The sequence below is a fragment of the Putridiphycobacter roseus genome, from assembly GCF_003234935.1.
Classification (GTDB): Bacteria; Bacteroidota; Bacteroidia; order Flavobacteriales_D; family Crocinitomicaceae; genus Putridiphycobacter; species Putridiphycobacter roseus.
Map to the genome: position 1 here is coordinate 139,414 of NZ_QKSB01000005.1, position 26,049 is coordinate 165,462.

Here is a 26,049-nt window from a genome sequence, read left to right on the forward strand (position 1 = left end):
TAACAATCTTAAACTACACTATTATGAAAAACTTAAATCTTACGCTTATCCTCAGTCTATTCCTGTTTTTAGGGATGGCTTCTTGTAAAAAAGACAAAACAGAAGAACCTACAACACCCTCTATTGAAAACCCTGGACCAAATACTTCTGCAAATCCAGGAGTACTTGACTTAGGGACAAGTGTAAATGCTAAATTCTTTGCGCAAGTTGTAGATGAATCAGGCTTTGCAGTGGAAAATGCAACAGTAAAAATTGGCAACAAAACCACAAGTACAGATGAAAATGGTATTGCCCTAATTGAAAGTGCAAGTGTCAAGGAAAAACTCGCCTACATGACCGTAACCAAATCGGGTTATTTTTTAGGTTCCCGTGCAGTAAAACCACAAACCACAAGTACTAACACAGTAAAAATCACTTTACTTAAACTAGACGTTGTTGCTTCTTTCAATGCAACCGACCCAACAACTGTAGATTTATCTTCAGGCTTAAGTGTTGATTTTAAAGGAGCATTTGTAAACAGTGCAGGAACAGCTTATACTGGTGTGGTTAATGTTGCAATTAAACATTTACAAACAACCGCTGATGATTTTTCTAACCAAATGCCTGGATCACTTTATGCACAAAATGAATCAAATAATGCAGGTATTTTAGAATCCTACGGAATGGCTGCCGTTGAATTATTCAGTCCGAGTGGGGAAGAATTACAAATTGCAAACGGTTCTAATGCGACAATTCACATGCCTGTTGACGGTAGTCAATTGGCAAATGCCCCTACCAGCATTCCATTGTGGCACTTTGATGAAGTAGCTGGATATTGGATAGAAGAAGGAGAAGCAACATTAACCAATGGTAAATATGTTGGTAACGTGAATCATTTTTCATTCTGGAATTGTGATGTATTTTATGATGACGCAACAATTTCCGGTACCATAGTAGACGGTAATGGTAATCAAGTATCTTTTTGTTCTATTGAAATAGTAACACCCAATGCAAGCACTACAGGCACATCAAATTTAACAGGATCTTTTTTCAGTTATATCCCTGCAAATGTACCCGTTACTTTTAATATTTTGGACAATTGTGGAAATCAATTAACAACATGGACCAACACCTTTGCAACCAACACTACAAACACGCATACCTTCACTGTAAGCATTTCCAATTTAAGTACGATTAGCGGTACTATATTAGATTGCAATAATAACATGGTTACAAATGGTTACACCGTAACCAATATTGGGACTAATTTATTCTATGCCAATATCACGAATGGTACATTTAATGTTGCCTTAGGAAACTGCATTACTGCTACCTCTTTTACTATTGAAGGTTTTGATATTTCAAATTTACAATCAACAGGTGTATTAACTTATACAACAACTCCACCTAACACAACAATAGGTAACATTGTTGCTTGTACAGCAGTAAGTGAATATATTTCGTATAATATAGACGGTAATTTAGCAAACACTTTCTTATCTCCATTATATTGTAACGAATTAATTGACTCCACCACAAACACTGTATTCGGTCTTTCTATTTCTGCAAATTCGGGGCAAACTTATTTTCAATTGGAATTAGATGATGTAGCCTTAGGAAATTATAATTACATGAATTCAGGAACTACCTTACCAAGTGGATCCCTTTTTATTACCGAGCCAATTAACACAGCAGGAGGTTATCCAAATATTAACTTCAACTTGACTAGTTATGGTGCAGTCGGTTCATCTGTTGACATTACTATTTCAGGATCTTATGTAGACCAATCGAATGTTTCACATACTATTTCTGGAACCGTTCACGCATTAAGAGATAGTTAAACAAAATAAAAAATATTTATCCCATTTTTAACCTCGTCAATTTATTGTCGGGGTTTTTTTGAACCTTTTTATTTCTAATTTGTATTTAATAATAAACAGTTATGCGCTACCTACTTTTAGTACTATCATTGATGAGTTTACTTACAGCCAAAGCAGACCTGTCTCCATTGTATACCATTCAAGAAAAATCAATGCAATCGGCATTATCAAAAGACAGTTTATACCTTGAAGGTAAAGTAAGCTATACCACCAAACCAGGGCCAGAAAGTTTTGGTCAAATATCCTCACTTGACCTAAAGACCACTAAAGTGTTTGCTAGAAATGGCAATTACAAAATTGTGATTCCTCGCAGTGCCAAAGGCATTTTTTTCTTCCAGTCCGGTTATCAAGAGGTAGTGATAAACCTAAAAGAATACAGCGCCTTCAATCATTTTAAAATAAATATTATCGCAAAGGAAAATAGGGCCGTAATTATGGTGGAAAAACCAGTCATTTATTTATACAGTAGTGAACCAGTTGAAACAAATTTAACCCTTAAACCAAAAGGTGCTTTGGCCTTTACCTACCCAAAATACAATGATGGTTGGCACATTCGTACGCAAAAAAATGGAGAAATATTAAACTTAGCCACCAAAAAAAAACACCCTTATTTATTTTGGGAAGCCAAGCAAACCAATGTCCATTTCCAAGAGGAAGATGGAAAAATAACGGCATTTGTAATGGATACAGATACCGTGATTTCATTTTTGGAAACACAACTACATTCCTTGGGACTCAATGCAAGAGAGTCTACCGATTTTATTACCTATTGGGCACCGAGACTACAAGTGAAAAAATACGCAACCGTTCAATTTTTAATCCAGGAAGAATACAATGATTTATTCGGGACCATTCAGAGTAGTATGCCAATTGACTATCAATTGCGCATAGGTATGTTATTCGAAGTAAGTGATCGCATGCCCAATATAGCAATGACAACACCTACATTTAACCACATGATGGAAAGAAATGGATTTACATTAATTGAATGGGGAGGAGCCGAAATCCAAAACGGTATACCTAGCTTATAGCAATAAGTTAGACAACACTTGGATGATAAAAAAATTAATTGAATAAAAAAATCCAGACGGTAACCGTCTGGATTTTTAATGTTATAAAAATTGATAAATAATTATACGATTTCGTTTGCAGCGAAGTGAAATTTACCTTCAATTTCTGCATTTTCATCAGAATCAGAACCGTGAACAGCGTTTTCAGCTTTAGATTTTGCGAATGCTTTTCTGATAGTACCATCAGCAGCTTCAGCAGGATCCGTTGCGCCAATTAAAGCTCTAAAATCTGCTACTGCATTATCTTTTTCTAAAATGGCAGCCACTACTGGTCCACTTGACATATAGTCAACTAACTCACCATAAAAAGGTCTTTCTTTGTGCACTTCATAAAATTCACCAGCACGTTCTTTAGAAAGTGTTGTTAATTTTAAAGCTTTGATTTTAAATCCAGCTTCAATAATCATGTCTAAAATCTTCCCAGTATTTCCTGCTGCTACAGCCTCAGGCTTAATCATTGTAAAAGTTCTGTTAGTTGCCATTTTTTCTATTATTTTCGGCAAAGATAGTGATAGCTTTTGTTTTTGACAAAATATAAAGGTTGATAATTTTTCATTATAGCAATATTGCTTTTTTTACTTCACAAATCATAACGACTTCTTAACCTATGAAAATAAGACTCCTACTAACCCTAGCCATCCTTATTTTATGCTATCCGTTTTTTGCACAAGACAGGACATGGGCCAAATTGAAGAATCCCATCATAAAAATCGAATACTACTGTTAAAACTATTTACTATTTTTTTTTGAAATCTAAAGTATTAGGATTAATTTTACACATCTAAAAAAAACTAAATCCATTTAAATGAATTTACACGAATATCAAGGAAAATCAATATTAGAGAGTTACGGTGTAGCCATTCAAAGAGGTGTTGTAGTAGACAATGTTGAAGAGGCAGTAGCAAAAGCAAAAGAGTTAAGCGCATCAACAGGAACGGAATGGTTCGTGGTAAAAGCACAAATTCATGCGGGTGGTAGAGGAAAAGGAACCGTAGAGGAGACTGGATCTCACGGTGTTGTTTTAGCAAAAGGAATAGATAAAGTTGAAGAAACTGTAAAAGGTATTTTAGGCGGACATTTAGAAACTGCACAAACAAATGGCGTTGGAAAAAAGGTAAATAAAGTTTTAATTGCTGAGGATGTTTATTATCCAGGGGAGTCAGAACCATCTGAATTCTATATGTCTGTTTTATTAGACAGAGCAAATGAAAGAAATGCGATTATCTATTCTACAGAAGGTGGAATGGACATTGAAGCAGTAGCAGAAAACACGCCACACCTTATTTTTAAAGAAGAAATTGATCCACGTGTAGGCCTTCAAGGTTTTCAAGCAAGAAAAATTGCTTTTAACTTAGGTTTGAGCGGACAAGCGTTTAAAGAAATGACAAAATTTGTTTTCTCTTTGTATGCAGCTTACGAAGGAGCAGATTCTTCTATGTTTGAAATCAACCCTGTATTAAAAACATCAGACAATAAAATTATTGCTGTAGATGCTAAAGTTACTTTAGATGACAACGCATTATACAGACATAAAGCATATGCAGCAATGCGTGATAAGACGGAAGAAGATCCAATGGAAGTTGAAGCAGATGAAGCTGGTTTAAACTATGTAAACCTTGACGGAAACGTTGGTTGTATGGTAAACGGAGCTGGTTTAGCAATGGCTACTATGGATATCATTAAATTATCCGGTGGTAACCCAGCAAACTTCTTAGACGTAGGTGGAACTGCTGATGCAGAACGTGTTGAAAAAGCATTTCGTTTAATTTTACAAGACAAAAATGTGGAAGCTATTTTAGTCAACATATTTGGTGGTATTGTAAGATGTGACAGAGTTGCACAAGGTATTGTAGACGCATATAAAAACATGGGAGAAATTCCAGTGCCAATTATTGTACGTTTACAAGGAACAAACGCAGTAGAAGCAAAAGCTTTGATTGATGCATCAGGATTGAATGTTCATTCCGCTGTATTATTACAAGAAGCTGCAGACTTAGTAAAAAGTGTTTTATCGTAAAACATCTATAATAAAAATTAAAAACCTCATTGACATAGTTAATGAGGTTTTATTATTTTAAGTGATCATGATTATATACAAAACAGAAGAGGAGATTGAATTGATGCGTCAAGCTGCTCAAGTAGTATCAAGAGCATTAGGTGAAGTAGCCAAAGTTATTGGACCTGGTGTTACTGGTTTACAATTAGACAAGTTGGCAGAAGAATACATTAGAGACCAAGGCGCAATACCTGGTTTTTTGGGTCTGTATGACTTTCCCAACACCTTGTGTATTTCGCCAAACGAACAAGTAGTTCACGGTTTTCCGAGTACTGTACCGTACCAAGAAGGAGATATTGTTTCAGTAGACTGTGGTGCTATTTTAAACGGTTATTATGGCGACCATGCTTACACTTTTGAAATTGGAGAAGTAGCTCCTGAAATTAAGGAGTTATTAAAAGTAACTAAAGAGTGTTTGAACAAAGGAATTGAAGCCGCGAGAGCTGGCAACAGAATTGGAGACATTGGTTGGGCCATACAAAACCACGCTGAAAAACATGGTTATGGCGTGGTCAGAGAATTAGTAGGACATGGCATAGGAAAAACCATGCACGAAGATCCTCAGGTAGCCAATTACGGAAAAAGAGGTAGAGGAAAGAAAATTCAAAACGGCTTAACCATAGCAATCGAACCAATGATCAATATGGGTACAGAAAAAATCAACCATTTATCAGATGGCTGGTCAATTATTACTGGCGATAAAAAACCATCCGCTCATTTTGAACATGATGTAGCTGTATGGAATGGAGAACCTATTGTATTATCAACCTTCGATTATATTGAAGAAGCATTAGCAAAAAGATAATTGGAAAAGGCTTTTAAAATAGTACTTACCATCCTTGCTATTTATTTAGTAATGGGGATTTATAATTTCAGTTCAAATGGTGTGTTTATCACACCATTTTTTTTGAATTACATTTTGCTATGCCTTGTAGCTTGGTCTTTTTACTTTATGTACTTTAAAAAGCCAAAGTCGTACTTACTTTTATTTTACGCCATAGGCATTACATTAATCGCGAGCAGTCATCAACTTACTTTAGCAACAATTAAACAGTTCTTAAACTTACTCTCGTTTGAACCTAAAAACTTACCCATGGAATTAAAAATGGGTGGTATAGTTGTTTATTTTGTAGTACTGGCATGGATTAATCTTTTTATTTTAAAAAAAATAAAAGTTTTAGGCGTGCTCAATTATATTTTATTGGCGGTAAGTTTTACTGGCATATTGATGAATGACACTTTATTTCAAGCTGGAGGATTGTCACTTTTTATGCTCTTTAGCATACTTGGTATTAACTTTTCAAAAGCAAAACAGCCAATTGTTGTAGAATTGATTGGCTATCAATTCTTACTATTTTTATTTTTAGAAAACATAAGGCTGTTTACCAGTTAATTAAGGCTATAAAAAAGAATATAAATTTTTGTTGTAAAAATTATGTCATTTTATTTGAAATAATTATATTTGCACCCGTTCTTAGAACATATTGGAGAGATGACTGAGTGGCCGAAAGTACTTGTTTGCTAAATAAGCGTACCTCAAAAGGGTACCCAGGGTTCGAATCCCTGTCTCTCCGCAGTAAAAAAAAAGATAGTTTTTACTTGTGGATTAAAAATGTTTCATTACATTTGCACCCGCAAAGGGCTATCGGGGTGTAGCGTAGCCCGGTTATCGCGCCTCGTTTGGGACGAGGAGGTCGCAGGTTCGAATCCTGCCACCCCGACAAAGGAGATGATTTTCATCTCCTTTTTTACCTTTTTATCAGCTTCGGCTGATAGGATGGGCCAGTAGCTCAGCTGGATAGAGCACCTCCCTTCTAAGGAGGCGGTCAAAGGTTCGAATCCTTTCTGGCTCACTTAAGAATTAAAAGCTCAACACTGTTAGTGTTGGGCTTTTTTGTTGTTAGCTAGAGCCGAATGCAATTCGAGCGAAAGAAAACAATAAAAAAGCCCAAAATTGTGAAACAATTTGCGCTTTTAATTTAGACTACGGAGTCAATAAGGATCACGAGCGACAGCGAGTAATCCTAGTATTTTCACCCAAAAGCAAAGCGAGCAAACCCAAATTGCGCAGCAATAAAAAAACAAAGCACCCAAAAGCAAAGCGAAGCAAGCAAACCCAATTGCGCAGCAATAAAAAAACAAAGCACCCAAAAGCAAAGCGAAGCGAGCAAACCCAAATTGCGCAGCAATCCAAAAACACAAATCACCCAAAAGCAAAGCGAAGCGAGCCCCCACCAATTGCGCAGCAATCCAAAAACAAAGCAAGCAATCCTCAATTTCGCAGTGGGTCGGGTTTGTCCGTTTTGGACGTGCGTACTAATTTGAGGAGCCAAGCGGCGAGCATAACACTAGTAACGGTGGCATTTATGGGTAATGGCAAAATGCTTACCTTTTTTAAGCATTTTTTATAGTGTGAGCTTGCCCTGAGCTTGTCGAACGGGGGAAAGAAAATGACAGAGTAGTTGCGCATGAGGAATGAAAAACAGTGGAGGGAAAAACCATAAAGTAGACATTCGTAAAAACCCGCATTGCAAATGCTACGACCTATCCTTCGAAATAAAGGACACACTCATCTAAGATGAGCGCGAGTGGGTATGGGTCTTGAACGATAGTCGAAAGGTAGCACGGGAAAATCTGTGAGTAGAGCTATATCTAATACATTTGAATATCTGGAAACTAGCAACTAGTAATATATTATTACATTTGTAAAAAGTTGACTAATAAATCTAGATAATAAAATCTCTGTTAAAAAATAATACATTTTGAAATTCCGTTTCTACTATGAAAAAAAAAATATTAAGTTTAATAATATTAGTGTTGTCCAATTTAGGCTTTTCTCAATGGGACATACAATCAAATATTTTTTTTTCTAAGATACAAGTTACTAATTACGATACAATTTACGCTTATGCGGGTAATCTTGGTATTATGAAAACAACTGATAATGCTTTAACATGGAATAATGCTTTCCCGAATAGCGTGTTAGATTTTACATTTAAAAACAGCGATACGGGACTTACAATAAAGAATGATACTATTTATAAAACTTTGGACGGAAGTAGTTCTTGGCAATATTCTACAACCCTCAATTCAAATCCAATTATCAAAAAAGTTATTTGTTCAAGGGACAGTAGCACGTTTTTTGTGTACGGTGCAAACTTTTATTGGACTGGCAACCCACCTGCGAATATTTTACAAAAAACTACTGATAATGGTAATTCATGGAGTCAAATAACTTTACCTAGTCCCATTATAGGAACTGAAACTCTTTACCTACAATCCATGATTGCATTAGATGAACAGAACTTATATCTATATTATCGTGCTGCGCCAAGTGGTGTAAATTACGAACTTAAATCATTTGACGGAGGAATTAATTGGGAGCCATACATCATAAGTCCCATAATGGATTACATTGTAAGTAATGATATTAAATATGCGCATTATAACAACTTCTTTTTAAAAACTGTAGATGCAGGCCAAGTATGGGATACCATTCAAATTTCGACTAATGCAAATATTATTGTTGAAGTTGATTTCATAGATGAAAACTTTGGGGCAGTTGTTTGTACAACTTTCGTTGATTCAGTTCAATGGATTTATAGAACATGTGATGGTGGATATTCTTGGAGTTCAGATACTGTTAATATTCCAATTAATTCAAATTATTTATTTGGTCCAACAGATCTTGATCTTTACGCTTACAATTATGGCTTTATTGGTACTTTTAGGCTAGATACCAGTTTATCTCATTTACTAATTCTGAATAATGTGGTGCCTGATAGTACGGATTGCACATATATCCCCTCTGACACCACTTCCGGATTAAATTCGTTTTCGAAGAATTCTAAAATTGAAATATTTCCGAATCCTAGCATTGGTTTGATAAATATTAAACTAAAAAGTTCTGAAGAAGTAAATATCCAAATAGCTAACACCAAAGGTCAGATCGTTTACAACAATAACCATATAAATAGCAATGGATTAATACATATAGATTTAGATTTATTGCAAGGACTTTACATAATAATAATTAAAGATAGTCTCAACTTAGTTACTAAGAAATTTGTAATTAAGTAGACTCATCTAATTAATTATATGGGGGAGTTATGTTAAGATAAGATTGTTATAACAGTTAATTCTTTCTTGTTTCTTACTTTTCGAGCCTTTTTAAGTGTAGCAAAAGCAACTGTATTTTGTGGAACGGCGCGGCGCAGGCTACACAAAATACAAGTATAAAAACGGTAATTTCCCTTTAAGATTTTGAGAAACTAAAATCGTCATGCAGTTTGGTCAGTCTCAGACTGACGTAACTGATAAAAAAACATAAATGATATTAAAGATGTGGTTTTTTTGGTTCGCTTAATTCCGTCTCAGACGGAATAAACGGACGTAAAAAACCAACAAATTTTGGGCGCTATTTTCTACAAAATATGGAACAATAATTTAAAAATCCTAGTGCAATTTTTCCTTTCTTATTTTCTTAAAAAAAGGGGCTTTGTCCCCTAAAACTCTTCGAGCCTTCTTAGGCAAGGGAAAAGCTACTGCATTTTTACTTGACTGCGAGAGGGAGCAAAAACCAAAAAAACAGATAAACCCTTTTTCAGGGTTTGTTATTTTGAGCTGTTTACAGTGGTGGGCAATTTTGTGTGTCGGCTTTTGTGCGTAACCATTTTTGTGACCTAAGCGGCGAGCATAAAACTAGTAACGGTGGCATTTATGGGTAATGGCAAAATGCTTACCTTTTTTAAGCATTTTTTATAGTGTGAGCTTGCCCTGAGTTTGTCGAACGGGGGAAAGAAAAAGACAGAGTAGTTGCGCATGACAACGAGGAAGGGATGGCAGGAAAATTTTATAAAAGCAAAACGCCACCCATCTGTGGTTGGACGGCGTTTATCTCATTTTGCTTTTTTAAAATTTTACTTTAGTGGGCGAGGCGTAATACCTTTTCACAGCCTGTTATGCCAGTAATGATTCTGCAGGAATACCTAATTCTTGATGTAGTATTCGCATCATGCTGACAGTTAATTTTCTTTTTCTATTGAGAATTTCAGACACTCGTCCTCTTGTTCCTAAATATTTTGCCAATTCTGTTGGTTTCATTCCTGTTTGTTCCATCCTAAATTTAATTGCTTCGATTGCATCAGGCGCATCAATTTTATAATGCTTTTCTTCATACATTTCAATCAAAGCCATCAATAATTCTGCTTCTGCAAATTCTTTGCTTTTAGGCGTAACATCAAACAACTCATCCATACGAGTTAATGCATTATTATAATCCTCTTCCGTTTTAATCAATCTCATTTCCATAATTACATTTTTTAATTTTAATTCTAAATAGTTGTGACATCTATTTTATCATACTCTTTATGTGTCCCAACAAATCTTATAAATATCCATTGAGCCTTATAATTCACCTTCACCACTAGCCTATACTTATTGCCACATATATTAAATACTATTCTATTGTCTCCAACTATACTTGCATTTTTATATTGCGTTTCAACTTCATTTGGATTCTGCCATGTTGCCTTTTTTGCTTCATGATACCAAGCCTTTAACTGCTCTTCTGAATCATCTCTACCAGATCTTTGCCAATGCTCTTTTAAGGTCTTTAAAGACACAATATTATTCATACTTGTACAAGTATACGTCTTATATTTCGATTTGTTACCGTTTTGGGAACAAATTTACATCAATTTAACATAACAAATGTTATTTAGTTAACCCCAAAAGTATATCTTTAAACAAGCCGACAACATCACTATTTACTTACTATAACAAATTGTCCTTCTATTCAATCTTTTTAAATGAGTTCTTAAATTTAAGTTCATTCTTTCAATATGGTTATTACATCTTCTCCTTGTAGTATGAATTGATTCAGGTATCAGACTTTTGTAATTCTTAAATTTTTCAGTAAATACTTCTTTTGGTTTCGATAATAGAACTGTATCAGTGTAACGGCGAGAACAACGAAAACCAAAGACAAAGAAAAATACCCCGAAAGCTTTCGGGGTCTTTTGTTGACTTTGTGTCGTGAAACGGTTGGGGGATTTTAGGTGATGGATTAGTGCGTACCAATTTGAGGAGCCAAGTGGCGAGCAGAAAACTAGTAACGGTGGCATTTTTGGGTAATGGCAAAATGCTTACCTTTTCTAAGCATTTTTTATAGTGCGTCTGGCAAGAAAATGACAGAGTAGTTGCGCATGAGGAATGACAAACAGCAGAGGGAAAATTTTATAAAAGCAAAACGCCACTCAATCATATTGGATGGCGTTTATCTCATTTTGTTTTTTTTCAAATTTTTACTTAATTGGTTGGCTTGACGAACACCTTTCTCTTTCTATAAAAGATTTAATTTTTTCATAATCATATTCCTCCTTAAATTCGAATACTCTATCAAATCTTTCATCTTTTAGTTCATAATATAGTTTCAATTTATTATTCTTATTAAGTTTTCTTTTATCACGAAATATACTATTACCCTGCAAGATTTTACTTACCTTGACATTTATCGCAGTCTCCTTTTCGGTTATTTCTCCAACCATGATTCTCTGGTTTGTGTGATTTGGGTTTGCTATAAAAACATATGTCTCTAATGAATCTTCATAAAGTTTAAATTGAACCTCAAGAATTGGATTACCAGATACTTTTATGCTATCAAAATACGTAATCAAAAAAGCTCTTTTTCCTTGAACAAAATAATCATACCGATTAATATTTCCCGAAGGTGTCCATTGATACCAATCTTTAGACTTTTCATTATTTTTATATGTACCAGTTTCACATCTAGTTCCATTAAAATAAAATGATTTCATTGGACCATTTAAAATGCCAGCGGAATAGTTGGAATAAACAACTGTACTATCTTCTTTATTAATACTCTTTCTAAGACCTTCCATTTTATTTTCAATTAATTTCACCGAGTCTATTACCTCTCCATTTTCGATACAAGTCCTAATAAACTTTTCATTAATTGAGCAATCCAAGGACACTTTGTCTTTAATTTTCTGGTTATCACAACTTACTAAAAGTAATATTTGAGAAATAATAATTATATTTCTAGTTAGCGAATTTTTTAACATCTTTTTCCGTGGCTTGTTTATTTAAACTTTCTATACCAGTAATTGTTCCTGTTGTTTTTGTCGTCTTGACATACAAATAATATCCTTCTCGAGCTTTACTATATAAAATTGCAGTGTCTCCCACCTTTAGTTTATGAATTTGCGTAGTTGTTTTAGACTCATCAAATCCCCAAAAAGGATCTTCAACAAATCTATCGCCATTTTGATCTTGGGGAGTTGAGTGTCTCCACATTTCTCTTCTTAGCTTCTCATTTTCTTCCCATGTTTTTGCTTTCTTCTTAATTTTTACAATTTCCCCAGAATTTCTTGGATCATTAATATATTCGTTATACTTTTCTTCTAGATCACTGCTCCAACCTTCAGGCCATGTCTTTGGTAAATTTAAGTCTATAATAATTTTTGCAAATTTCAATAGCTTAGATTTAGATGGTTGTTCTTCTGTTTTTTCAATTATTGTTTTAGGTCCTTCAATATAAATTTTTTGCCCTTGTCCTATTTTCGTTTTATTATTTTTCAATCCTGGATTCCATCCATAAAAAGCTTCTTTACTTTTCACAATCGCGTCCTTATCAGTGAGATCAACTTTCCCAGGTACCGCAACACCGTTAAGCCAGATCCTATAAGCATTGGCAGTTTTGTTTTCGGGGCTTCCATTCTGAGAAACATCAGCATAGACAAACTTCCTTCCGTCTTCATCTGTTCCAGACTGACCAGCTTTAGATGCATCTCCAGCTCCCCCATTAATGTCACTATTTAATTCTCTATTCTCTGGCTCTCCATCAGCACCACTTGGATCTCTATAAAATATTGGATTATTGTCAAATGCACTATATGGACTGAAGAATGGATGATTAATTGGGTCACGACTCAACCACCTTGCAACTCTTGGGTCATATTGCCTAAATTCAGTTGTATAACTATTATTATTTCCCTTTACTTCGTCATCCTTCTCCATGCCATTGAACCCGTATCTATACCCATCACCTTGAGTTTCATTTCTATTAGGGAGCATCATGCCGAAGGGGTAGTAATCTGATTGGGAAACCACATCTGGTATGTAATAATCAACACCACCATTACCGTCTGGTTCTGCTAATTTCCTATCCGTTATAACTTGTAAAACGTTCCCTAAATGATTTCCTAATTTATTCAATCTAAAAGTTGTACTCATCAATGCCTTATCCATTGTCTTTAAGGTAACTGATATTTGATGCTTTTCACTCATTTTATAAATTATTGTGCTAAAAGATACAACTTTATTTACAATTTTCTTGGTGCAAACACTATAGGTGAAACTACCATTATTTAGTATACTCCCATACATGAATTATTAATACAATTCTCTTGATGTGAAAACCTACAGATCTTACAATAATATCAACTGACTATTATTTCTGACACCATTTTTGATATAAACTTGTTTACATTTTGGACATTTCATTCTACACACCATTTTGACACACCATCAATTAGTCGCAAACTGTTGATTTATAGTTTAAAATATAACACTAACCCCTCTTATTGTTATATTAAATACGCACTCCTTTTTCAAATTTAAATTATAATAAAAATAATCCTCTCTTTTCTACATTGTTAACATTATAAAAGTATAGAAAATCTAAATCTTTTAATTATATATTAAATATAATCCTATATTTATCTATTGAAATCAAGATTTAGAAGTAGAAACCATCATTCTCATGTCCAGAATAGAAATTCCATGTGCTGTTATTGAAACTATTGAAGGCAGTATGTTGAGAATAACCTATAAAAATGAGTATGATATTCATTTGGCAGATGTCACTGAATTAAATGATGTTTTAACCGACTTAGTGGAAACCGGTCCCATCTACACCGTGGTGAATGCAAATAGTAAGTTTTTTAACCTTTCTAAGGACGCACAGGAATATTTAGCTACCACAGCTCCAATAGTTTCGAGAATAAAAGCCTCAGCCGTACTGATTAACAATCTCCCTATTCGTCTCATAGTTAGATTTTTCATCTCGACCTATAACCCTAAATTTCCAACAAAGATATTTAAACACGAAAAAGAAGCAATAGATTGGATTACCTCGGTAAAACAAGAATACGAATAAATGAAACGCTTTGAACCGCTGGTTTTGTTAAAAATATCACATTAATTTAATTTTCAGAATAATATACCACAGGAATTCGTACATTGTTACACAACATCCCCGTTAAATAGTATGTCTAAAGTAAATATCCCTTGTGCCACCATTGAAAAAGTAGGTGACCATATTATTTTCGCAAAATTTGTCAATAATTATCAACTTGACTTACCAGACGTGATTCAATTCAATAATGAAATTGACAAATTGATTCCTTCAGGTAATATATTTGCAGTAATCGACACCAATAACAAACTCATAAATCCGACCAATAAAGCGCAATATTATTTAGCCAAGAAAGGCGCTTTTGCACAACGTTGTCAATGTGCTTGTTTAATTATCCATGGACTACCAAATCGAGCTTTTGCAAAATTATCGACATGGTTCTACCGGCCTAAATTTAACGTTAAAGTAATAAAAACCTTAGCGGAAGCGAATACATTGATCGAAGCCTCTCAATTACAAATAGGGAAGTTAAATTAATATAAAAGTCCATATTAAAAGCAGTATACATTTAAAAATGAGTAATTTTATACTACTAAAATTATTCTAAGATGAATATTCCAAAAATTGATTTACCACGGATTGTGGTAATTGGCTGTGGATTTGCTGGACTTAAATTTTCAAACAAAATTGACACGCGAAAATACCAAGTAATATTACTGGACAAGAACAATTATCACACTTTTCAACCTTTATTATACCAAGTAGCGAGTAGTGGTTTAGAACCGGACTCTATTGCTTATCCTGTAAGAAAGATATTTAAAGGAAAGGAACATTTTCATTTTAGGATTGCAGACACAGAATCAATCGACCACACTAATAAATTGGTACATACTTCTCTTGGGGATATTGATTATGATATTTTGGTAATTGCGACTGGGGCGACATCCAATTATTTTGGAATGGAAGGTATTAAAAAATACGCCATGCCTTTAAAAAGTCTAATTGAAGCCATCAATTTAAGAAGTCTTATCATTCAAAATTTTGAAGAAGCACTAAACACCAGTGACTTATTAGAAAGGGAAAGACTCATGAATTTTGTCGTAGTCGGTGCTGGGCCAACGGGAATGGAACTAGCCGGTGCTTTGGCGGAATTAAAAAAGAATATACTGCCTGCAGACTATCCAGATTTAGACATCAGAAGAATGCAAATTCATATTATTGAAGCCAACAACAGACCATTGGCCAGTATGAGTGAAAAAGCCTCAAAAAAGGCGGCTAAATATTTAAAAAAAATGGGGGTTCAATTGTGGTTAGACACTTTTGTAAAATCGTATGATGGAGAAACCGCTACAACTAATAAAGACACATTTTTCACTACCACTTTAATTTGGGCTGCAGGAATTGAAGGGTCAGCTCCAAAAGGAATAAACTTTAACCGTTCCAAAGGAAATCGAATTATTGTGAATGAATACAATCAAGTAGCGGAAACAGATCAGGTTTATGCCATTGGGGATATTGCTCAAATAGAATCCAAAACCCAACCTAAAGGACATCCTATGCTCGCTTCTGTTGCAGAACAGCAAGGGCATCATTTAGCCAAGAACTTAAACCAAAAAGCAAGCGGCAAAAAACTAACCCCATTTAAGTACAACGATAAAGGAAGTATGGCTACTATTGGTCGAAATAAAGCCGTGGTCGACCTCCCTTTTATGACATTTGGTGGCATTATTGGTTGGTTCACATGGATGTTTGTTCACTTGATGTTATTGGTCGATTTTAGATCACGACTAGTCGTCTTTATCAATTGGGTATGGAGCTACATTAGATATGATAAAGGAACCAGGTTAATTATTAGAAAGTACGACAAACCTAAAGTTGACAAAAGTCAATAAGGCAACCCTTTATTATTTGCTTTATAATTGTATTTTTGTCGCATTAATTAGAGTGTATATAAGATGAGTATAGAAAAAGATTTAGAAGAAAGAAGTGGTAATAAATGTGAATTATGTACCAGCGAAAATAATTTAACGACCTATTTAGTAGGTGGAGCAGAAGGTGTGAACACCACCGACTCGACTATTTTAATATGTGACACTTGTAATACACAAATTAATGACCCAGAAACTTTGGACCCAAATCACTGGCGTTGTTTAAATGATAGCATGTGGAGTGAAGTAGATGCTGTAAAAGTAATGGCTTGGCGTTTACTTACTAAATTAAAAAGTGAAGGTTGGCCACAAGATTTATTAGACATGATGTACTTGGAAGAGGACACTTTAAAATGGGCGCAAGCGGAAGGTGATGACGAAAGTGCCGAAGACAAAGTAATTCACAAAGACAGCAACGGTGTTGTATTAGAAAATGGTGATTCCGTTGTTTTAATTAAAGATTTAAATGTGAAAGGTGGTGGTTTTACTGCAAAGCGAGGAACAGCAGTCAGACGAATCTCATTAGTTTGGGATAATCCAGAACATATTGAAGGCAGGGTAGATGGACAACACATTGTAATCTTGACACAATATGTAAAAAAAATATAAGCCCTTTTACAAAATATAAACATAGAAAGAAAGACCTTAAATAGGTCTTTCTTTCTATTACAAAATAGGATTTTAGTTATTTTCCATTAACTTAGTTTCCACTAAAAAACATTTTGTTATGCCTATTGTATTAAGAAACATATTCGCTATTTTATTGGGTGTGCTCATTGGCAGCTTGGTAAACATGGCCTTAATCACCTTAAGTCCTTCCATTATTCCTATTCCAGAAGGGGTAGACAATACTACTGCTGAAGGATTAAAAGCTGGTATTCATCTGTTTCAACCTCAACATTTTATTATGCCATTTTTAGCACATGCAATTGGCACTTTTATTGGCGCATTATTTGCAGCCAGAATAGCTGGCTCCCACAAAATGAGCTATGCACTAGTTTTAGGTTTTTTCTTTTTAATTGGCGGTATTATGATGGCTAGTATGTTGCCTTCTCCATTATGGTTTAATATTACTGATTTAGCATTAGCCTACCTCCCAATGGCTTGGTTAGGTGGAAAATTGGGCAGTGTAAAAATTGCCTGAATTTACCGTACTACTTTCTCCATTTCTTGCGCCGCTAATTTACCACTAATAATTGCTGGTGGCATTCCTGGTCCAGGCACGGTTAACTGTCCTGCATACACCATATTTTTAATTTTCTTATTATTCAATTTAGGTTTTAAAAACGCAGTTTGGTTTAGTGTGTTTGCTAACCCATAAGCATTGCCCTTGAAGGCATAATAATCGGCTTTAAAGTCATTGATACAATAACTCCTTTTATACACAATATGTGGACGGATTTTGATCTCCATTCTTGCTTCCAACCGATCCATTATGATATCAAAATATTTTTCTCTAATGGCTTCTGTATCTTCTACACCGGCTGCTAAAGGCATTAAAATAAAAATGTTTTCATTTCCTTGTGGCGCCACTGTATCATCCGTTTTGGAAGGTACACACACATAAAACAATGGTTTTGTAGGCCATTGTGGTGTATCATAAATTTCCACCGCATGTTGGTCTAAACTTTCATCAAAAAACAAATTATGGTGCATTAATTTTTCAATCTTTTTATCGACACCCAAATAGAACAATAAGGACGAGGGAGCAAATACCCTATCCTCCCAATATTTATCGGTGTAATTTCTATAATTAACAGGCAATAATGTTTCCATGTGCGCATAATCTCCTGCAGCAACAATACCATCTAAAGCCACTTTTTCACCACCTTTGAGACAAACCCCATTCACCCTTTTATTTTCGACTAAAATTTCTGTAATTTCAGTGGATTTTTTTACCTCCACACCAAGGCTTTCAATTAAAGACTCCATACCTAACACCACTTGATGCATGCCACCTTGTGGATACCAAGTACCGAGCATAAGTCCTGCATAATTCATTAAAGAATATAATGCTGGCGTATTTTTAGGCGCTGAACCCAAAAATAACACGGGGAATTCCATCAATTGAATTAAATATTTATTTTTAAAGTATTCACGGACATACTTATCATATTTGGTCAATAAAGTGAGTTTCATGGCTCCCTTTAACACTTTCAAACTGGCAAACTCCAATAAACTCTTCGAGGGCTTCTGCACAAAGTCATTCATGCCAACCTCGTATTTGTATTCCGCACTATTCATAAAGCGATTAAAAGCCTCCCCTGCCCCTTCTTCGAAAGACTCAAACAAAGCTGGTAACTCTGCAGGATCTGCAGGGATATCTAATTTAATCTTATCGTAAAATATACTGAATGCTGGATTTAATTTTTCAAGGGCATAATAATCTTTCGTCGTCTTCCCAAAATCTTGAAAAAACTTTTCAAAAACATCTGGCATCCAATACCAAGATGGTCCCATGTCGAATACAAAACCATCTTTTTGAAATTGCCGATTTCGACCACCAATCACATCATTTTTTTCAAACAGAACAACTTCGTATCCGTTTTTTTTCAAATAAGCCGCTGCCGATAGGCCGGCAAATCCGCCGCCAATAACTCCAATTTTTTTGGTCATGATTTTTTTGATTTTTGCAATCTATCCCTTAACATAATAACTCCTATTATCAGAGAAAAATTATAAATAATATCGTCGTAAGGAATAGTACCTAAACGCAATCCAAAATTATGAATATCGTTATACCAAACGACCGGATTATCGGTAAACCAACCTGTTAAAGCACCATTAATTACAATAAACGGTACCATTACGATAAAAAATGTTCGCCATAAACTCTTCTGATAATTTGTATTTTGTTTCCAAAGTAAGAATCCTACAATAGCGGACAAGGAACAAGCCAAAACACTATAATAATGGTCATAAAAAACAATTGCCAAGAGCACACTTCCGAAAATCCAAGCCATACTCCACCACCTAATTTGATGTGTACTTGTTTTTATCGGCCAATAGGCATTAATGGTATCGTGTATAAAAACACAAGCATAGGGTACAAAGACAAAAAATAAAATTTCTTCCAAGGGTAGATTGAAAATATAAATCCCCAGCAAATGTTCCGGTGTAAACCCCCAAACCCCCATTTCTGTAAACCAAATATCCCAAATGACAAAAGGTAAGCCGACCAATACAATAGAGAGGAATAATGCTTTAAATTGTTTGTAAAATTGTACTTTTTTATCCCAACTCAATATGAGTGGAAATAACAAAGTAACACAAACCAGCGAGAGGTATAATTTCATTTAAAATACTTTTTGGGTACGATTAACATGCCAAAACAAGTACCATGCTCCTTACCCATATTTTTATGGTGTACTTTATGGGCTTTTCTAATTCCTTTCAAATAGGCTGAATTTGTTTTTTTAAAAAACCTTAAACGTTGGTGAATAAAAATTTCATGTACCAACACATAACACACCCCATACAGTGCTATACCAGCACCAATGGTAACAAAAATGGGCAATGCATACATTAAGCCTAGCATAATTCCCAACCAACTTGGAATAGCAAATATCAAAAAAAAGAAATCATTCTTTTGCAAGTGATGATCTGTTGGTTGGTGATGGTCTTTATGTAAGCCCCACAGAAAAGTATGCATTACATATTTATGCACAAAAAAAGCGACAAATTCCATGACCAGAAATGTGGCTATTAAAACTAAAATGATTAAAAAAACACTCATATTAAAAAATATAATCCTAAGAAAAACAACAGTTGAATCCATATCAACCCATCAAAATATACGTTTTTTGTATTGCTATTTCTCCAAAGTAATTGAATAACTAAAGATACAAAAAACCAAGAGATATAATTGTACAAAGGGATGACATTTTCCTGCCAATCCCAAAAATGTAAATGGGTCGCAACTGGTTCCATCACCCAGTCAAAAATCACCATGATTAGTGCTGCCAAAACCGCAACCACATATTTATTAGCCGTTATTTTTTGGGCCAAATTTTTTGCTGCAATATTTAAACTACCCCATAATAATCCAATTGTAAATGGTACTTCAAACATTTTAAAGCCCAAGAGGTCACTATACGCATAATCTCCAAAAAGCAGCCCAGTTTTAACACCTATACTTTCTGTTATCACCCCTAACAAAAAGGCAATCAATAACGCTAGGCCCCAAACTTTAAAAGAGGACTTAAAATAAAATAACCCCAGTATAAAACTGATACTTAAATTTATCCAGGTCAGGTTAACTATGTCTTGATTTTTAAAAACGCCAATACCAATTAAACCCACCACATGTAAAATGAGCACAAAGCCGATAGACAAGCGAATATAATTATCTTTATTTAACACGGATAAATTCATAAAGTATCGGCTACAATTTTTGCACTATTTAAACATAAAGGAATTCCGCCGCCTGGATGTACAGTTCCTCCTACAAAATACAAGTTTTTATACAATTTACTAAAATTTGAATGTCGCTTAAAAGAACTTAACAAAGAATTAGAAGCAGTTCCATATAAGGCCCCTTTATATCCTAAAGTATTTATCTGTATATCCTTTGGCGTCAAAATCTTTTCTACTATAATTTTAGAGCTTATCTCTACTTTTAAACCCCTTTCTATTGCCAATATAATTTTCTCTTTTATTTGAGCAATCTGTACATCATTTAAATCTATTCCTGCAGGGGTATTAATCATTACAAACCAGTTTTCATTTTTAGGTGGTGCATCATCAGGAGACTCTTTCGAAGAAATATTAATATAAATAGTAGGATCTAATGGTACTTTTCCATGAGAGAAAATTTCATTAAACTCTAATTTATATGCTTCAGAAAAAAGAATATTATGTAAACTAAGCTGCGGAAAAACGTCCTTCATTCCCCAATAAAAGACCAACCCACTCGAGCTTCTTTCTTTTTTATCCTCCTTTAAAAAATACTTCTCATTTTTTAAAAGGTATTTATATGTCAATGCAATATCCATATTCGATATCACCTTATCGGCCATATACTTTGTATTAGCAACTACTACACCGACGGCATTTTTATTTTTAATTATTATTTCTTCCACTTGCTGATTGAGCTGGAATTCCACCCCCAATTCTAAGGCTAAAGTTTCCATGGCTTTTACAATACCATACATTCCTCCCTGCGGGAAAAAAGTACCAATATTATGCTCTAAATGTGGAATAACTGCCATCATTGCAGGTGTTTTATATGGGGAAGAGCCGTTATAGGTTGCATAACGATCGAAAAGTTGTACCCACTTTTTATTTTTAAAATTTGCCTTATTTTTTCGGTGTAAAGTGCTTAAATTTTTTGGACTTAAAAGGTGCGGTAGCGCCTTTAAAGCTTGCTTTGAAAAATAAGTACTTCTTTGATGTAGACTTTTTTCAACAAATAACTTACCTGCTGTATCATATAGTTTTTTAGCACTATTTAAATAAGATTTAACTGCGGGTAAGTCGGTCTGTAATTCCGCACCCAATGCCTCCTTCAATTTTAATTCATCCCTATAAAATTTAAAACTAGCATGGTCGGGATAGAAATAGGTACAAGAGGCATCTAACAACTTATAAGGCAAATAATCGACTAGGTTTTTACCTGCGGCAGTAAATAAATCTTCGAAATAGGCTGGCATAGTAAACAGACTAGGCCCGGTATCGAACCTAAAACCATTTTCCTTGAACTCATTAAGTTTTCCACCCAAATGATTGTTTTTATCAAACACCTGCACCGCGTATCCTTTTGCTGCCAATCTAATGGCTACAGCTAAACCGCCAATTCCAGCACCAATTACAATAGCTTTAGGCATGGATGATTTGTGATTTATAAAAATTGAGTATTTTCTCCCTTGCCTCTTTATGGTTTACCACTTCACTTGGATAAGCGTCAGTACCAAACTCGGGAATCCACTTTTTTATGTATTTAAAATCTGGATCAAATTTTTCTTGTTGTCTATCTGGATTAAAAACACGAAAGTAAGGTGCGGCATCTGTACCTGTTCCAGCAGCCCACTGCCAGTTACCAACATTTGAAGCCAACTCATAATCCATTAATTTCTCTGCAAAATAAGCCTCTCCCCAACGCCAATCCACACATAAATCCTTTACTAAAAAAGACGCCGTAATCATTCGTACGCGGTTATGCATTAAACCAGTTGCATTTAACTCTCGCATGCCAGCATCTACAATTGGAAAGCCAGTTTTTCCAGCACACCATAATTTAAAATAGGACACATTATTCTCCCAGTTTAACTGCCTATATTTTGGTCTAAATTCTTGGGAAACACTATTGGGGTAACCCCAAAGAATGGCCATATAAAATTCACGCCAGATTAGTTCATTTAAAAATGTTTCTGATGTGTTTTTTGCAATAGTGACTACTTTTCGTATAGATACTATGCCGAATCTTAAAAAAGTACTCAAATTACTGGTACCATTTAAAGAAGGAACATCTCTTTGTGCGGCGTAATTTAACAATACACTTTCCGAAATATTATAGTGTAATTTATTTTGAGATTGATAAGAAAACCCCATGTCATGCAGTGTTGGCAAATGAAATTCTACCTTTTTTTTAAGTCCGCTTTCCTTTAAATTAAAAGTAGGCAACTCCTTAAGTAAAGACTTCCATTTTCGCGAATATGGTGTGAATACTTGGTATAAACCGTCTACTTTTGAAACCTCCTCCTTTTCGAAAATAACTTGGTCCTTAAAGGACTGGAACAGGACATTTTGTTGCTCTAAAATTTGCTGAATGGCTGCATCTCTAGTAATACCGTATGGTTCATAATCGGTATTGGTATAAACAGCTTCCACCGGATTACTTTTTATTAAAGTGTTAAATATCTCTACAGGATCTCCATAAAACACCTGTAAATCCGAACCTATAGACTGGTACGCATTTTTTAAATCTTTTACAGCATCATAAATAAAGCTCATTCTCCTATCTGTTTCGGATAACTCCGAAAGAATGGTGGTATCAAAAATAAACATAGGAATTACTTCCTTATAATCCTGCGTAAGTTTCGATAAACCATGGTTATCCTCCAATCGCAAGTCTCTTCTATGCCAAAAATAAGCTATCATGGGTATAATTTTAATACCCCTTCGATTAGCGCATGAATTGGAGTATGATTTGAATTAATATACGCGCTTTTTAATTTATTTCTATCTGCCTCTAAATTAGATTTATATTCTAAAAATGCTGGCACATTAGATTGTACACTGTATCGGATAATCCTTAATTCTGGCTCGTTGGGATTTAATTGAATGATTAGATCAATATACTTTTTTCCCATTTTAAAGTTCGCATACTTATCGGTTGGCCAAAATGCATATTTTGCACACATAAAATAATACAAAGCACGATAACCAAATAAAATAGGTGTTTTATATGTCGCGTTTGCTGTTAATTTATCCAACTCGATATTGTAATTCTCCCCTTGGTCCACCAAAGTAAACAATTCACGACATTCCATCACCTCTGGACTAGCAGCATGCAATACACCACCATAAGGTAAGTATAGAAAAAGTAAGAGTAACCACTTCATAATAGATTAAAAGAATGCTTGATGTAGCTACTTAATATGAGTGCGTATTTTTTATTGTCTGGAATCCTCACTCTTTCCTGTAATATGACAGCAGAATCGAGACTTTTAATCTTTTTAAATAAACGGTAATAATATTTATAAGCCATATACACCCCAAAACGGGCTTTTTTAGGTAATTTTAAAATACCTTCATATCCTTTTTTAAAGTCATTTTCAATATCCAATTCAATCTCTGATTTTTGTAAATTATCAAAAGCTTGAAAATTGACAGCAGGGAAATAAACCCTTCCTAATCCTTCATAGTCTTCTTTAAAATCTCTCAAGAAATTAATTTTCTGAAATGCAGAACCTAAAGCCCTGGCATTTTCTTCCAGTTCTAAATATTTCTTTTCATCTCCCTGGAGAAAAACTTTTAAACACATTAAACCTACCACCTCAGCACTACCCACAATATATTCGTCGTATAGTTTTTTATCGTACTCCAAACTCGCGTTTAAATCCATTTCCATGCTAAACAGAAATTTATCAATTAAGGCAATTGGAATATTATTTTTAGCAACTGTCATTTGAAATGAGTGCAAAAGTGGATTGGCAGAAATACCATCATTTAAAGCATGATAGGTATCCTCTTTAAAATTTTTAAACATCCTGTCTTGGTGCTCCCCCATAAAGGTATCTACAATCTCATCCGCTAACCTTACAAAACCATACAAGGAATAAATGTCTTGTTGAATGTCTTTATTCAACAAACGAATACCCAACGTAAATGAAGTAGAATAAGCCTTGGTTAGCTCCTTACTCCAATTCATAGAAAGTGAATCGTATATGTGTTTCATAATTATAGTTTAATACCTACACGTCAAAAGTAGTAAAAAAACAATCGTTATGTTTAACTTTATTGTAAAAAGATTAAACAAAATGTATTTTTAATCCATCTTTCCAAGTTTTTGTCTCATAAAACCAACCTAAATAACCCCTTAGGTGAATCTTACCTTCTTCCAGCCAGATCTTACAATCGTAAGTCTCCCCGTTTTTGGGATCATACACTTTTCCGCCGGACCATTCTTCAGTTTTAAAAACCAAATCGGTAATAATATCCATCCCCAATATATTTTGGTTTTTTTTAGCATCATCCGGATTTTTAGTATCCTTTACGGGTTGCCCATTCTCATCATTTGGTGTTTTTATCCAAATAACTTTTCCAAAGTATTTACCTCCTTTTTTATAGACTTCCACTTTGGCATCCTTCGCTTGCGTTAACCAAACCCCAACAATATCGTCGGTACTCACTTGAGACTTTCCAATAAATGGTAAAAAAATTAAAAACAATAGGACGTGCTTTACTCTCATCATGTAATAATAATGAAAAATAATTAGATTTTCAACTTTTTTTAAGACGACTCCATCCTATATTTTCAATGAAAGACAACCCATGAAAGCATGAGTTTAAACCAGATACAGTTCCAACACGGTTTAAACGCTAAAATTAGCTAGTCAAAAAAATTGAAAAAAGACTATATGCTGTGCCTACTACCGCAACAAAAAGCCAAGCTTTTAGCCTTAGCATTTAATCCGGAAAAACTTTTAAAGTAAGTTGTATGCAAATAAAAAGAATAGCTCAGCTATACCACTTAATCAGCCCATTAAAGGAACATGGAATTACACAGGTGAAAATAATAAATAATTAAAAGGTGTAAATCCTAATTCAGCGACGTTAAATCTGCATCATGCACCATTTTAACTTCAAGAAACTGTGCGATATTACTTTGCTTAAAACTGAGATAATGCGTTGTTAATTCTTTTCTCAATTTGAGCAGTTTTTGATAATTTGGATCATCAAATGGTAAAAAATCTGGATAAGTTTCGCAATCATAATTAATGATGAAGAAATAATTATAGCAGTTTTCAAGGGACTTATTTTTCAAATATTTTGCAGCATAAAAGTGCTTTAACTGCGCTGCCATTGCTTCGTTGTATTCACAATACAACGCATAATTTTGAAGGGCACTATTAAAGTACATCAAATGTGGCTGGTGTAGTTTGGTAATATAGCGCTTAAAAAAAGTAAAAAAATAAGGGGAGTTTTTACTGGCCAAACTCAATTTACTTAAATTTTCAGTAATCATGTCAAGCTCAGTTTTGTGGTACTGCCCTTGAACCGTTTCAAGGAAGCCCGTTAAGTCTGGCAATTGCTGTTTATCTTTTAAGGCCTCAAAATCGATTAATTCCTGGGCGGATAAATCATTATAAGCGTAACGAATAATACCCGTATGCAATGCCGTATTATTCCTTATTTTTATCAGTTCTGCTTTCATATCAATATTTGGATTCCAACAATTCGAAACCAAAAAGTCTACATAATCTGATAAGGGAATATTAAATGAAATGAGTTTAGATGCTAGCGACGTATTCAT

General features: G+C 34.4%; 27 protein-coding genes and 3 tRNA genes. 14 read left to right on the top strand and 16 right to left on the bottom strand.

Annotation, left to right across the window (positions count from 1 at the left end):
* Nucleotides 1-23 precede the first annotated feature (23 nt).
* Together DNU06_RS09885 and DNU06_RS09890 are read left to right on the top strand one after the other, a co-directional pair.
* A complete protein-coding gene (locus tag DNU06_RS09885; RefSeq protein WP_111063173.1) occupies nucleotides 24-1,820 on the top strand; it encodes a hypothetical protein in 1,797 nt (598 codons plus the stop codon).
* 101 nt (nucleotides 1,821-1,921) lie between these two features.
* Nucleotides 1,922-2,890 carry a hypothetical protein gene (locus tag DNU06_RS09890; RefSeq protein WP_146239205.1) on the top strand — a complete coding sequence of 323 codons (969 nt, stop codon included), beginning with the start codon at nucleotides 1,922-1,924 and terminating at the stop codon, nucleotides 2,888-2,890.
* Between the two features lie 101 nt (nucleotides 2,891-2,991).
* Here the strand turns inward: DNU06_RS09890 and DNU06_RS09895 are convergent, their stop codons facing one another.
* Entirely contained in the window at nucleotides 2,992-3,411 is a 420-nt protein-coding gene (locus tag DNU06_RS09895; RefSeq protein ID WP_111063175.1) for a nucleoside-diphosphate kinase, read from the bottom strand.
* A 323-nt stretch (nucleotides 3,412-3,734) separates the two neighbouring features.
* Here DNU06_RS09895 and sucC point away from each other — a divergent pair, with 323 nt between their 5' ends.
* The 7 genes from sucC (at nucleotide 3,735) to DNU06_RS09935 (ending at nucleotide 9,065) form a co-directional block, all read left to right on the top strand.
* Nucleotides 3,735-4,946 (top strand): ADP-forming succinate--CoA ligase subunit beta, encoded by a 1,212-nt coding sequence (gene sucC, locus DNU06_RS09900; protein ID WP_111063176.1) that lies wholly within the window; start codon nucleotides 3,735-3,737, stop codon nucleotides 4,944-4,946.
* A 67-nt stretch (nucleotides 4,947-5,013) separates the two neighbouring features.
* Nucleotides 5,014-5,790 carry a type I methionyl aminopeptidase gene (gene map / locus DNU06_RS09905; protein ID WP_111063177.1) on the top strand — a complete coding sequence of 259 codons (777 nt, stop codon included), beginning with the start codon at nucleotides 5,014-5,016 and terminating at the stop codon, nucleotides 5,788-5,790.
* Between the two features lie 147 nt (nucleotides 5,791-5,937).
* Nucleotides 5,938-6,378 carry a hypothetical protein gene (locus DNU06_RS09910; protein WP_146239206.1) on the top strand — a complete coding sequence of 147 codons (441 nt, stop codon included), beginning with the start codon at nucleotides 5,938-5,940 and terminating at the stop codon, nucleotides 6,376-6,378.
* Between the two features lie 93 nt (nucleotides 6,379-6,471).
* Nucleotides 6,472-6,559 (top strand) — tRNA-Ser (locus DNU06_RS09915).
* A 72-nt stretch (nucleotides 6,560-6,631) separates the two neighbouring features.
* A tRNA-Pro gene (locus DNU06_RS09920) sits at nucleotides 6,632-6,706 on the top strand.
* 58 nt (nucleotides 6,707-6,764) lie between these two features.
* Nucleotides 6,765-6,838: transfer RNA gene (locus DNU06_RS09925), tRNA-Arg, on the top strand.
* A 928-nt stretch (nucleotides 6,839-7,766) separates the two neighbouring features.
* Nucleotides 7,767-9,065, top strand: a complete 1,299-nt coding sequence (locus tag DNU06_RS09935) for a T9SS type A sorting domain-containing protein (RefSeq protein ID WP_111063180.1) — start codon at nucleotides 7,767-7,769, stop codon at nucleotides 9,063-9,065.
* An 879-nt stretch (nucleotides 9,066-9,944) separates the two neighbouring features.
* Here DNU06_RS09935 and DNU06_RS09940 read toward each other — a convergent pair.
* The 5 genes from DNU06_RS09940 to DNU06_RS09960 form a co-directional block, all read right to left on the bottom strand.
* Complete coding sequence (locus DNU06_RS09940) at nucleotides 9,945-10,295, bottom strand: helix-turn-helix domain-containing protein (RefSeq protein WP_111063181.1); 351 nt, start codon at nucleotides 10,293-10,295, stop codon at nucleotides 9,945-9,947.
* Nucleotides 10,296-10,318: 23 nt separating this feature from the next.
* Nucleotides 10,319-10,621 carry a type II toxin-antitoxin system HigB family toxin gene (locus tag DNU06_RS09945; RefSeq protein WP_111063182.1) on the bottom strand — a complete coding sequence of 101 codons (303 nt, stop codon included), beginning with the start codon at nucleotides 10,619-10,621 and terminating at the stop codon, nucleotides 10,319-10,321.
* Between the two features lie 132 nt (nucleotides 10,622-10,753).
* Entirely contained in the window at nucleotides 10,754-11,110 is a 357-nt protein-coding gene (locus tag DNU06_RS18110) for an IS1 family transposase (RefSeq protein WP_199399011.1), read from the bottom strand.
* A 180-nt stretch (nucleotides 11,111-11,290) separates the two neighbouring features.
* Entirely contained in the window at nucleotides 11,291-12,070 is a 780-nt protein-coding gene (locus DNU06_RS09955; RefSeq protein WP_111063183.1) for a toxin-antitoxin system YwqK family antitoxin, read from the bottom strand.
* A complete protein-coding gene (locus DNU06_RS09960) occupies nucleotides 12,048-13,295 on the bottom strand; it encodes an RHS repeat domain-containing protein (RefSeq protein WP_158526869.1) in 1,248 nt (415 codons plus the stop codon). Before DNU06_RS09960 ends, DNU06_RS09955 begins: the two co-directional genes overlap by 23 nt.
* 475 nt (nucleotides 13,296-13,770) lie before the next feature.
* On the opposite strand from DNU06_RS09960, the gene DNU06_RS09965 reads away from it, so the two are divergent.
* From DNU06_RS09965 to DNU06_RS09985, 5 genes are all read left to right on the top strand, one after another.
* Nucleotides 13,771-14,166, top strand: coding sequence for a DUF7793 family protein (locus tag DNU06_RS09965; RefSeq protein WP_111063184.1), 396 nt, complete (start codon nucleotides 13,771-13,773; stop codon nucleotides 14,164-14,166).
* Between the two features lie 111 nt (nucleotides 14,167-14,277).
* Nucleotides 14,278-14,682 carry a hypothetical protein gene (locus DNU06_RS09970; RefSeq protein ID WP_111063185.1) on the top strand — a complete coding sequence of 135 codons (405 nt, stop codon included), beginning with the start codon at nucleotides 14,278-14,280 and terminating at the stop codon, nucleotides 14,680-14,682.
* A gap of 71 nt (nucleotides 14,683-14,753) precedes the next feature.
* Nucleotides 14,754-16,037, top strand: coding sequence for an NAD(P)/FAD-dependent oxidoreductase (locus tag DNU06_RS09975; protein ID WP_111063186.1), 1,284 nt, complete (start codon nucleotides 14,754-14,756; stop codon nucleotides 16,035-16,037).
* A gap of 63 nt (nucleotides 16,038-16,100) precedes the next feature.
* Nucleotides 16,101-16,682 carry a PhnA domain-containing protein gene (locus tag DNU06_RS09980; protein WP_111063187.1) on the top strand — a complete coding sequence of 194 codons (582 nt, stop codon included), beginning with the start codon at nucleotides 16,101-16,103 and terminating at the stop codon, nucleotides 16,680-16,682.
* Nucleotides 16,683-16,800: 118 nt separating this feature from the next.
* Nucleotides 16,801-17,217: a hypothetical protein gene (locus tag DNU06_RS09985; RefSeq protein ID WP_111063188.1), complete on the top strand. Its 417-nt coding sequence runs from the start codon at nucleotides 16,801-16,803 to the stop codon at nucleotides 17,215-17,217.
* 2 nt (nucleotides 17,218-17,219) lie between these two features.
* On the opposite strand, the gene DNU06_RS09990 is transcribed toward DNU06_RS09985, so the two are convergent.
* The 10 genes from DNU06_RS09990 to DNU06_RS10035 all read right to left on the bottom strand — a co-directional run bounded on the left by DNU06_RS09990 (nucleotide 17,220) and on the right by DNU06_RS10035 (nucleotide 26,049).
* Nucleotides 17,220-18,689, bottom strand: a complete 1,470-nt coding sequence (locus tag DNU06_RS09990; protein WP_111063189.1) for a phytoene desaturase family protein — start codon at nucleotides 18,687-18,689, stop codon at nucleotides 17,220-17,222.
* On the bottom strand, nucleotides 18,686-19,369 hold the full coding sequence (locus tag DNU06_RS09995) for a lycopene cyclase domain-containing protein (protein ID WP_111063190.1): 684 nt from the start codon (nucleotides 19,367-19,369) through the stop codon (nucleotides 18,686-18,688). Before DNU06_RS09995 ends, DNU06_RS09990 begins: the two co-directional genes overlap by 4 nt.
* Nucleotides 19,366-19,809, bottom strand: coding sequence for a sterol desaturase family protein (locus DNU06_RS10000; protein WP_111063191.1), 444 nt, complete (start codon nucleotides 19,807-19,809; stop codon nucleotides 19,366-19,368). Before DNU06_RS10000 ends, DNU06_RS09995 begins: the two co-directional genes overlap by 4 nt.
* Nucleotides 19,806-20,447 carry a carotenoid biosynthesis protein gene (locus DNU06_RS10005; protein ID WP_111063192.1) on the bottom strand — a complete coding sequence of 214 codons (642 nt, stop codon included), beginning with the start codon at nucleotides 20,445-20,447 and terminating at the stop codon, nucleotides 19,806-19,808. The genes DNU06_RS10000 and DNU06_RS10005 overlap by 4 nt, the downstream gene beginning before the upstream one ends.
* Nucleotides 20,444-21,898, bottom strand: a complete 1,455-nt coding sequence (gene crtD, locus DNU06_RS10010) for a 1-hydroxycarotenoid 3,4-desaturase CrtD (protein ID WP_111063193.1) — start codon at nucleotides 21,896-21,898, stop codon at nucleotides 20,444-20,446. Before crtD ends, DNU06_RS10005 begins: the two co-directional genes overlap by 4 nt.
* Entirely contained in the window at nucleotides 21,891-23,171 is a 1,281-nt protein-coding gene (locus DNU06_RS10015) for a cryptochrome/photolyase family protein (RefSeq protein ID WP_111063194.1), read from the bottom strand. The genes crtD and DNU06_RS10015 overlap by 8 nt, the downstream gene beginning before the upstream one ends.
* Complete coding sequence (locus DNU06_RS10020) at nucleotides 23,168-23,635, bottom strand: hypothetical protein (protein WP_111063195.1); 468 nt, start codon at nucleotides 23,633-23,635, stop codon at nucleotides 23,168-23,170. Before DNU06_RS10020 ends, DNU06_RS10015 begins: the two co-directional genes overlap by 4 nt.
* Nucleotides 23,632-24,471, bottom strand: a complete 840-nt coding sequence (locus tag DNU06_RS10025; RefSeq protein WP_111063196.1) for a phytoene/squalene synthase family protein — start codon at nucleotides 24,469-24,471, stop codon at nucleotides 23,632-23,634. The genes DNU06_RS10020 and DNU06_RS10025 overlap by 4 nt, the downstream gene beginning before the upstream one ends.
* Nucleotides 24,472-24,544: 73 nt before the next feature.
* Complete coding sequence (locus DNU06_RS10030; protein ID WP_199399012.1) at nucleotides 24,545-24,988, bottom strand: DUF2147 domain-containing protein; 444 nt, start codon at nucleotides 24,986-24,988, stop codon at nucleotides 24,545-24,547.
* A 347-nt stretch (nucleotides 24,989-25,335) separates the two neighbouring features.
* Entirely contained in the window at nucleotides 25,336-26,049 is a 714-nt protein-coding gene (locus DNU06_RS10035; protein ID WP_111063198.1) for a hypothetical protein, read from the bottom strand.

Coding starts and splice junctions, on each gene's coding strand:
- DNU06_RS09885 (WP_111063173.1), top strand. CDS start 24: ATGAAAAACTTAAATCTTACGCTTATCCTCAGTCTATTCCTGTTTTTA.
- DNU06_RS09890 (WP_146239205.1), top strand. CDS start 1,922: ATGCGCTACCTACTTTTAGTACTATCATTGATGAGTTTACTTACAGCC.
- DNU06_RS09895 (WP_111063175.1), bottom strand. CDS start 3,411: ATGGCAACTAACAGAACTTTTACAATGATTAAGCCTGAGGCTGTAGCA.
- sucC (WP_111063176.1), top strand. CDS start 3,735: ATGAATTTACACGAATATCAAGGAAAATCAATATTAGAGAGTTACGGT.
- map (WP_111063177.1), top strand. CDS start 5,014: ATGATTATATACAAAACAGAAGAGGAGATTGAATTGATGCGTCAAGCT.
- DNU06_RS09910 (WP_146239206.1), top strand. CDS start 5,938: ATGTACTTTAAAAAGCCAAAGTCGTACTTACTTTTATTTTACGCCATA.
- DNU06_RS09935 (WP_111063180.1), top strand. CDS start 7,767: ATGAAAAAAAAAATATTAAGTTTAATAATATTAGTGTTGTCCAATTTA.
- DNU06_RS09940 (WP_111063181.1), bottom strand. CDS start 10,295: ATGGAAATGAGATTGATTAAAACGGAAGAGGATTATAATAATGCATTA.
- DNU06_RS09945 (WP_111063182.1), bottom strand. CDS start 10,621: ATGAATAATATTGTGTCTTTAAAGACCTTAAAAGAGCATTGGCAAAGA.
- DNU06_RS18110 (WP_199399011.1), bottom strand. CDS start 11,110: ATGCCACCGTTACTAGTTTTCTGCTCGCCACTTGGCTCCTCAAATTGG.
- DNU06_RS09955 (WP_111063183.1), bottom strand. CDS start 12,070: ATGTTAAAAAATTCGCTAACTAGAAATATAATTATTATTTCTCAAATA.
- DNU06_RS09960 (WP_158526869.1), bottom strand. CDS start 13,295: ATGAGTGAAAAGCATCAAATATCAGTTACCTTAAAGACAATGGATAAG.
- DNU06_RS09965 (WP_111063184.1), top strand. CDS start 13,771: ATGTCCAGAATAGAAATTCCATGTGCTGTTATTGAAACTATTGAAGGC.
- DNU06_RS09970 (WP_111063185.1), top strand. CDS start 14,278: ATGTCTAAAGTAAATATCCCTTGTGCCACCATTGAAAAAGTAGGTGAC.
- DNU06_RS09975 (WP_111063186.1), top strand. CDS start 14,754: ATGAATATTCCAAAAATTGATTTACCACGGATTGTGGTAATTGGCTGT.
- DNU06_RS09980 (WP_111063187.1), top strand. CDS start 16,101: ATGAGTATAGAAAAAGATTTAGAAGAAAGAAGTGGTAATAAATGTGAA.
- DNU06_RS09985 (WP_111063188.1), top strand. CDS start 16,801: ATGCCTATTGTATTAAGAAACATATTCGCTATTTTATTGGGTGTGCTC.
- DNU06_RS09990 (WP_111063189.1), bottom strand. CDS start 18,689: ATGACCAAAAAAATTGGAGTTATTGGCGGCGGATTTGCCGGCCTATCG.
- DNU06_RS09995 (WP_111063190.1), bottom strand. CDS start 19,369: ATGAAATTATACCTCTCGCTGGTTTGTGTTACTTTGTTATTTCCACTC.
- DNU06_RS10000 (WP_111063191.1), bottom strand. CDS start 19,809: ATGAGTGTTTTTTTAATCATTTTAGTTTTAATAGCCACATTTCTGGTC.
- DNU06_RS10005 (WP_111063192.1), bottom strand. CDS start 20,447: ATGAATTTATCCGTGTTAAATAAAGATAATTATATTCGCTTGTCTATC.
- crtD (WP_111063193.1), bottom strand. CDS start 21,898: ATGCCTAAAGCTATTGTAATTGGTGCTGGAATTGGCGGTTTAGCTGTA.
- DNU06_RS10015 (WP_111063194.1), bottom strand. CDS start 23,171: ATGATAGCTTATTTTTGGCATAGAAGAGACTTGCGATTGGAGGATAAC.
- DNU06_RS10020 (WP_111063195.1), bottom strand. CDS start 23,635: ATGAAGTGGTTACTCTTACTTTTTCTATACTTACCTTATGGTGGTGTA.
- DNU06_RS10025 (WP_111063196.1), bottom strand. CDS start 24,471: ATGAAACACATATACGATTCACTTTCTATGAATTGGAGTAAGGAGCTA.
- DNU06_RS10030 (WP_199399012.1), bottom strand. CDS start 24,988: ATGATGAGAGTAAAGCACGTCCTATTGTTTTTAATTTTTTTACCATTT.
- DNU06_RS10035 (WP_111063198.1), bottom strand. CDS start 26,049: ATGAATACGTCGCTAGCATCTAAACTCATTTCATTTAATATTCCCTTA.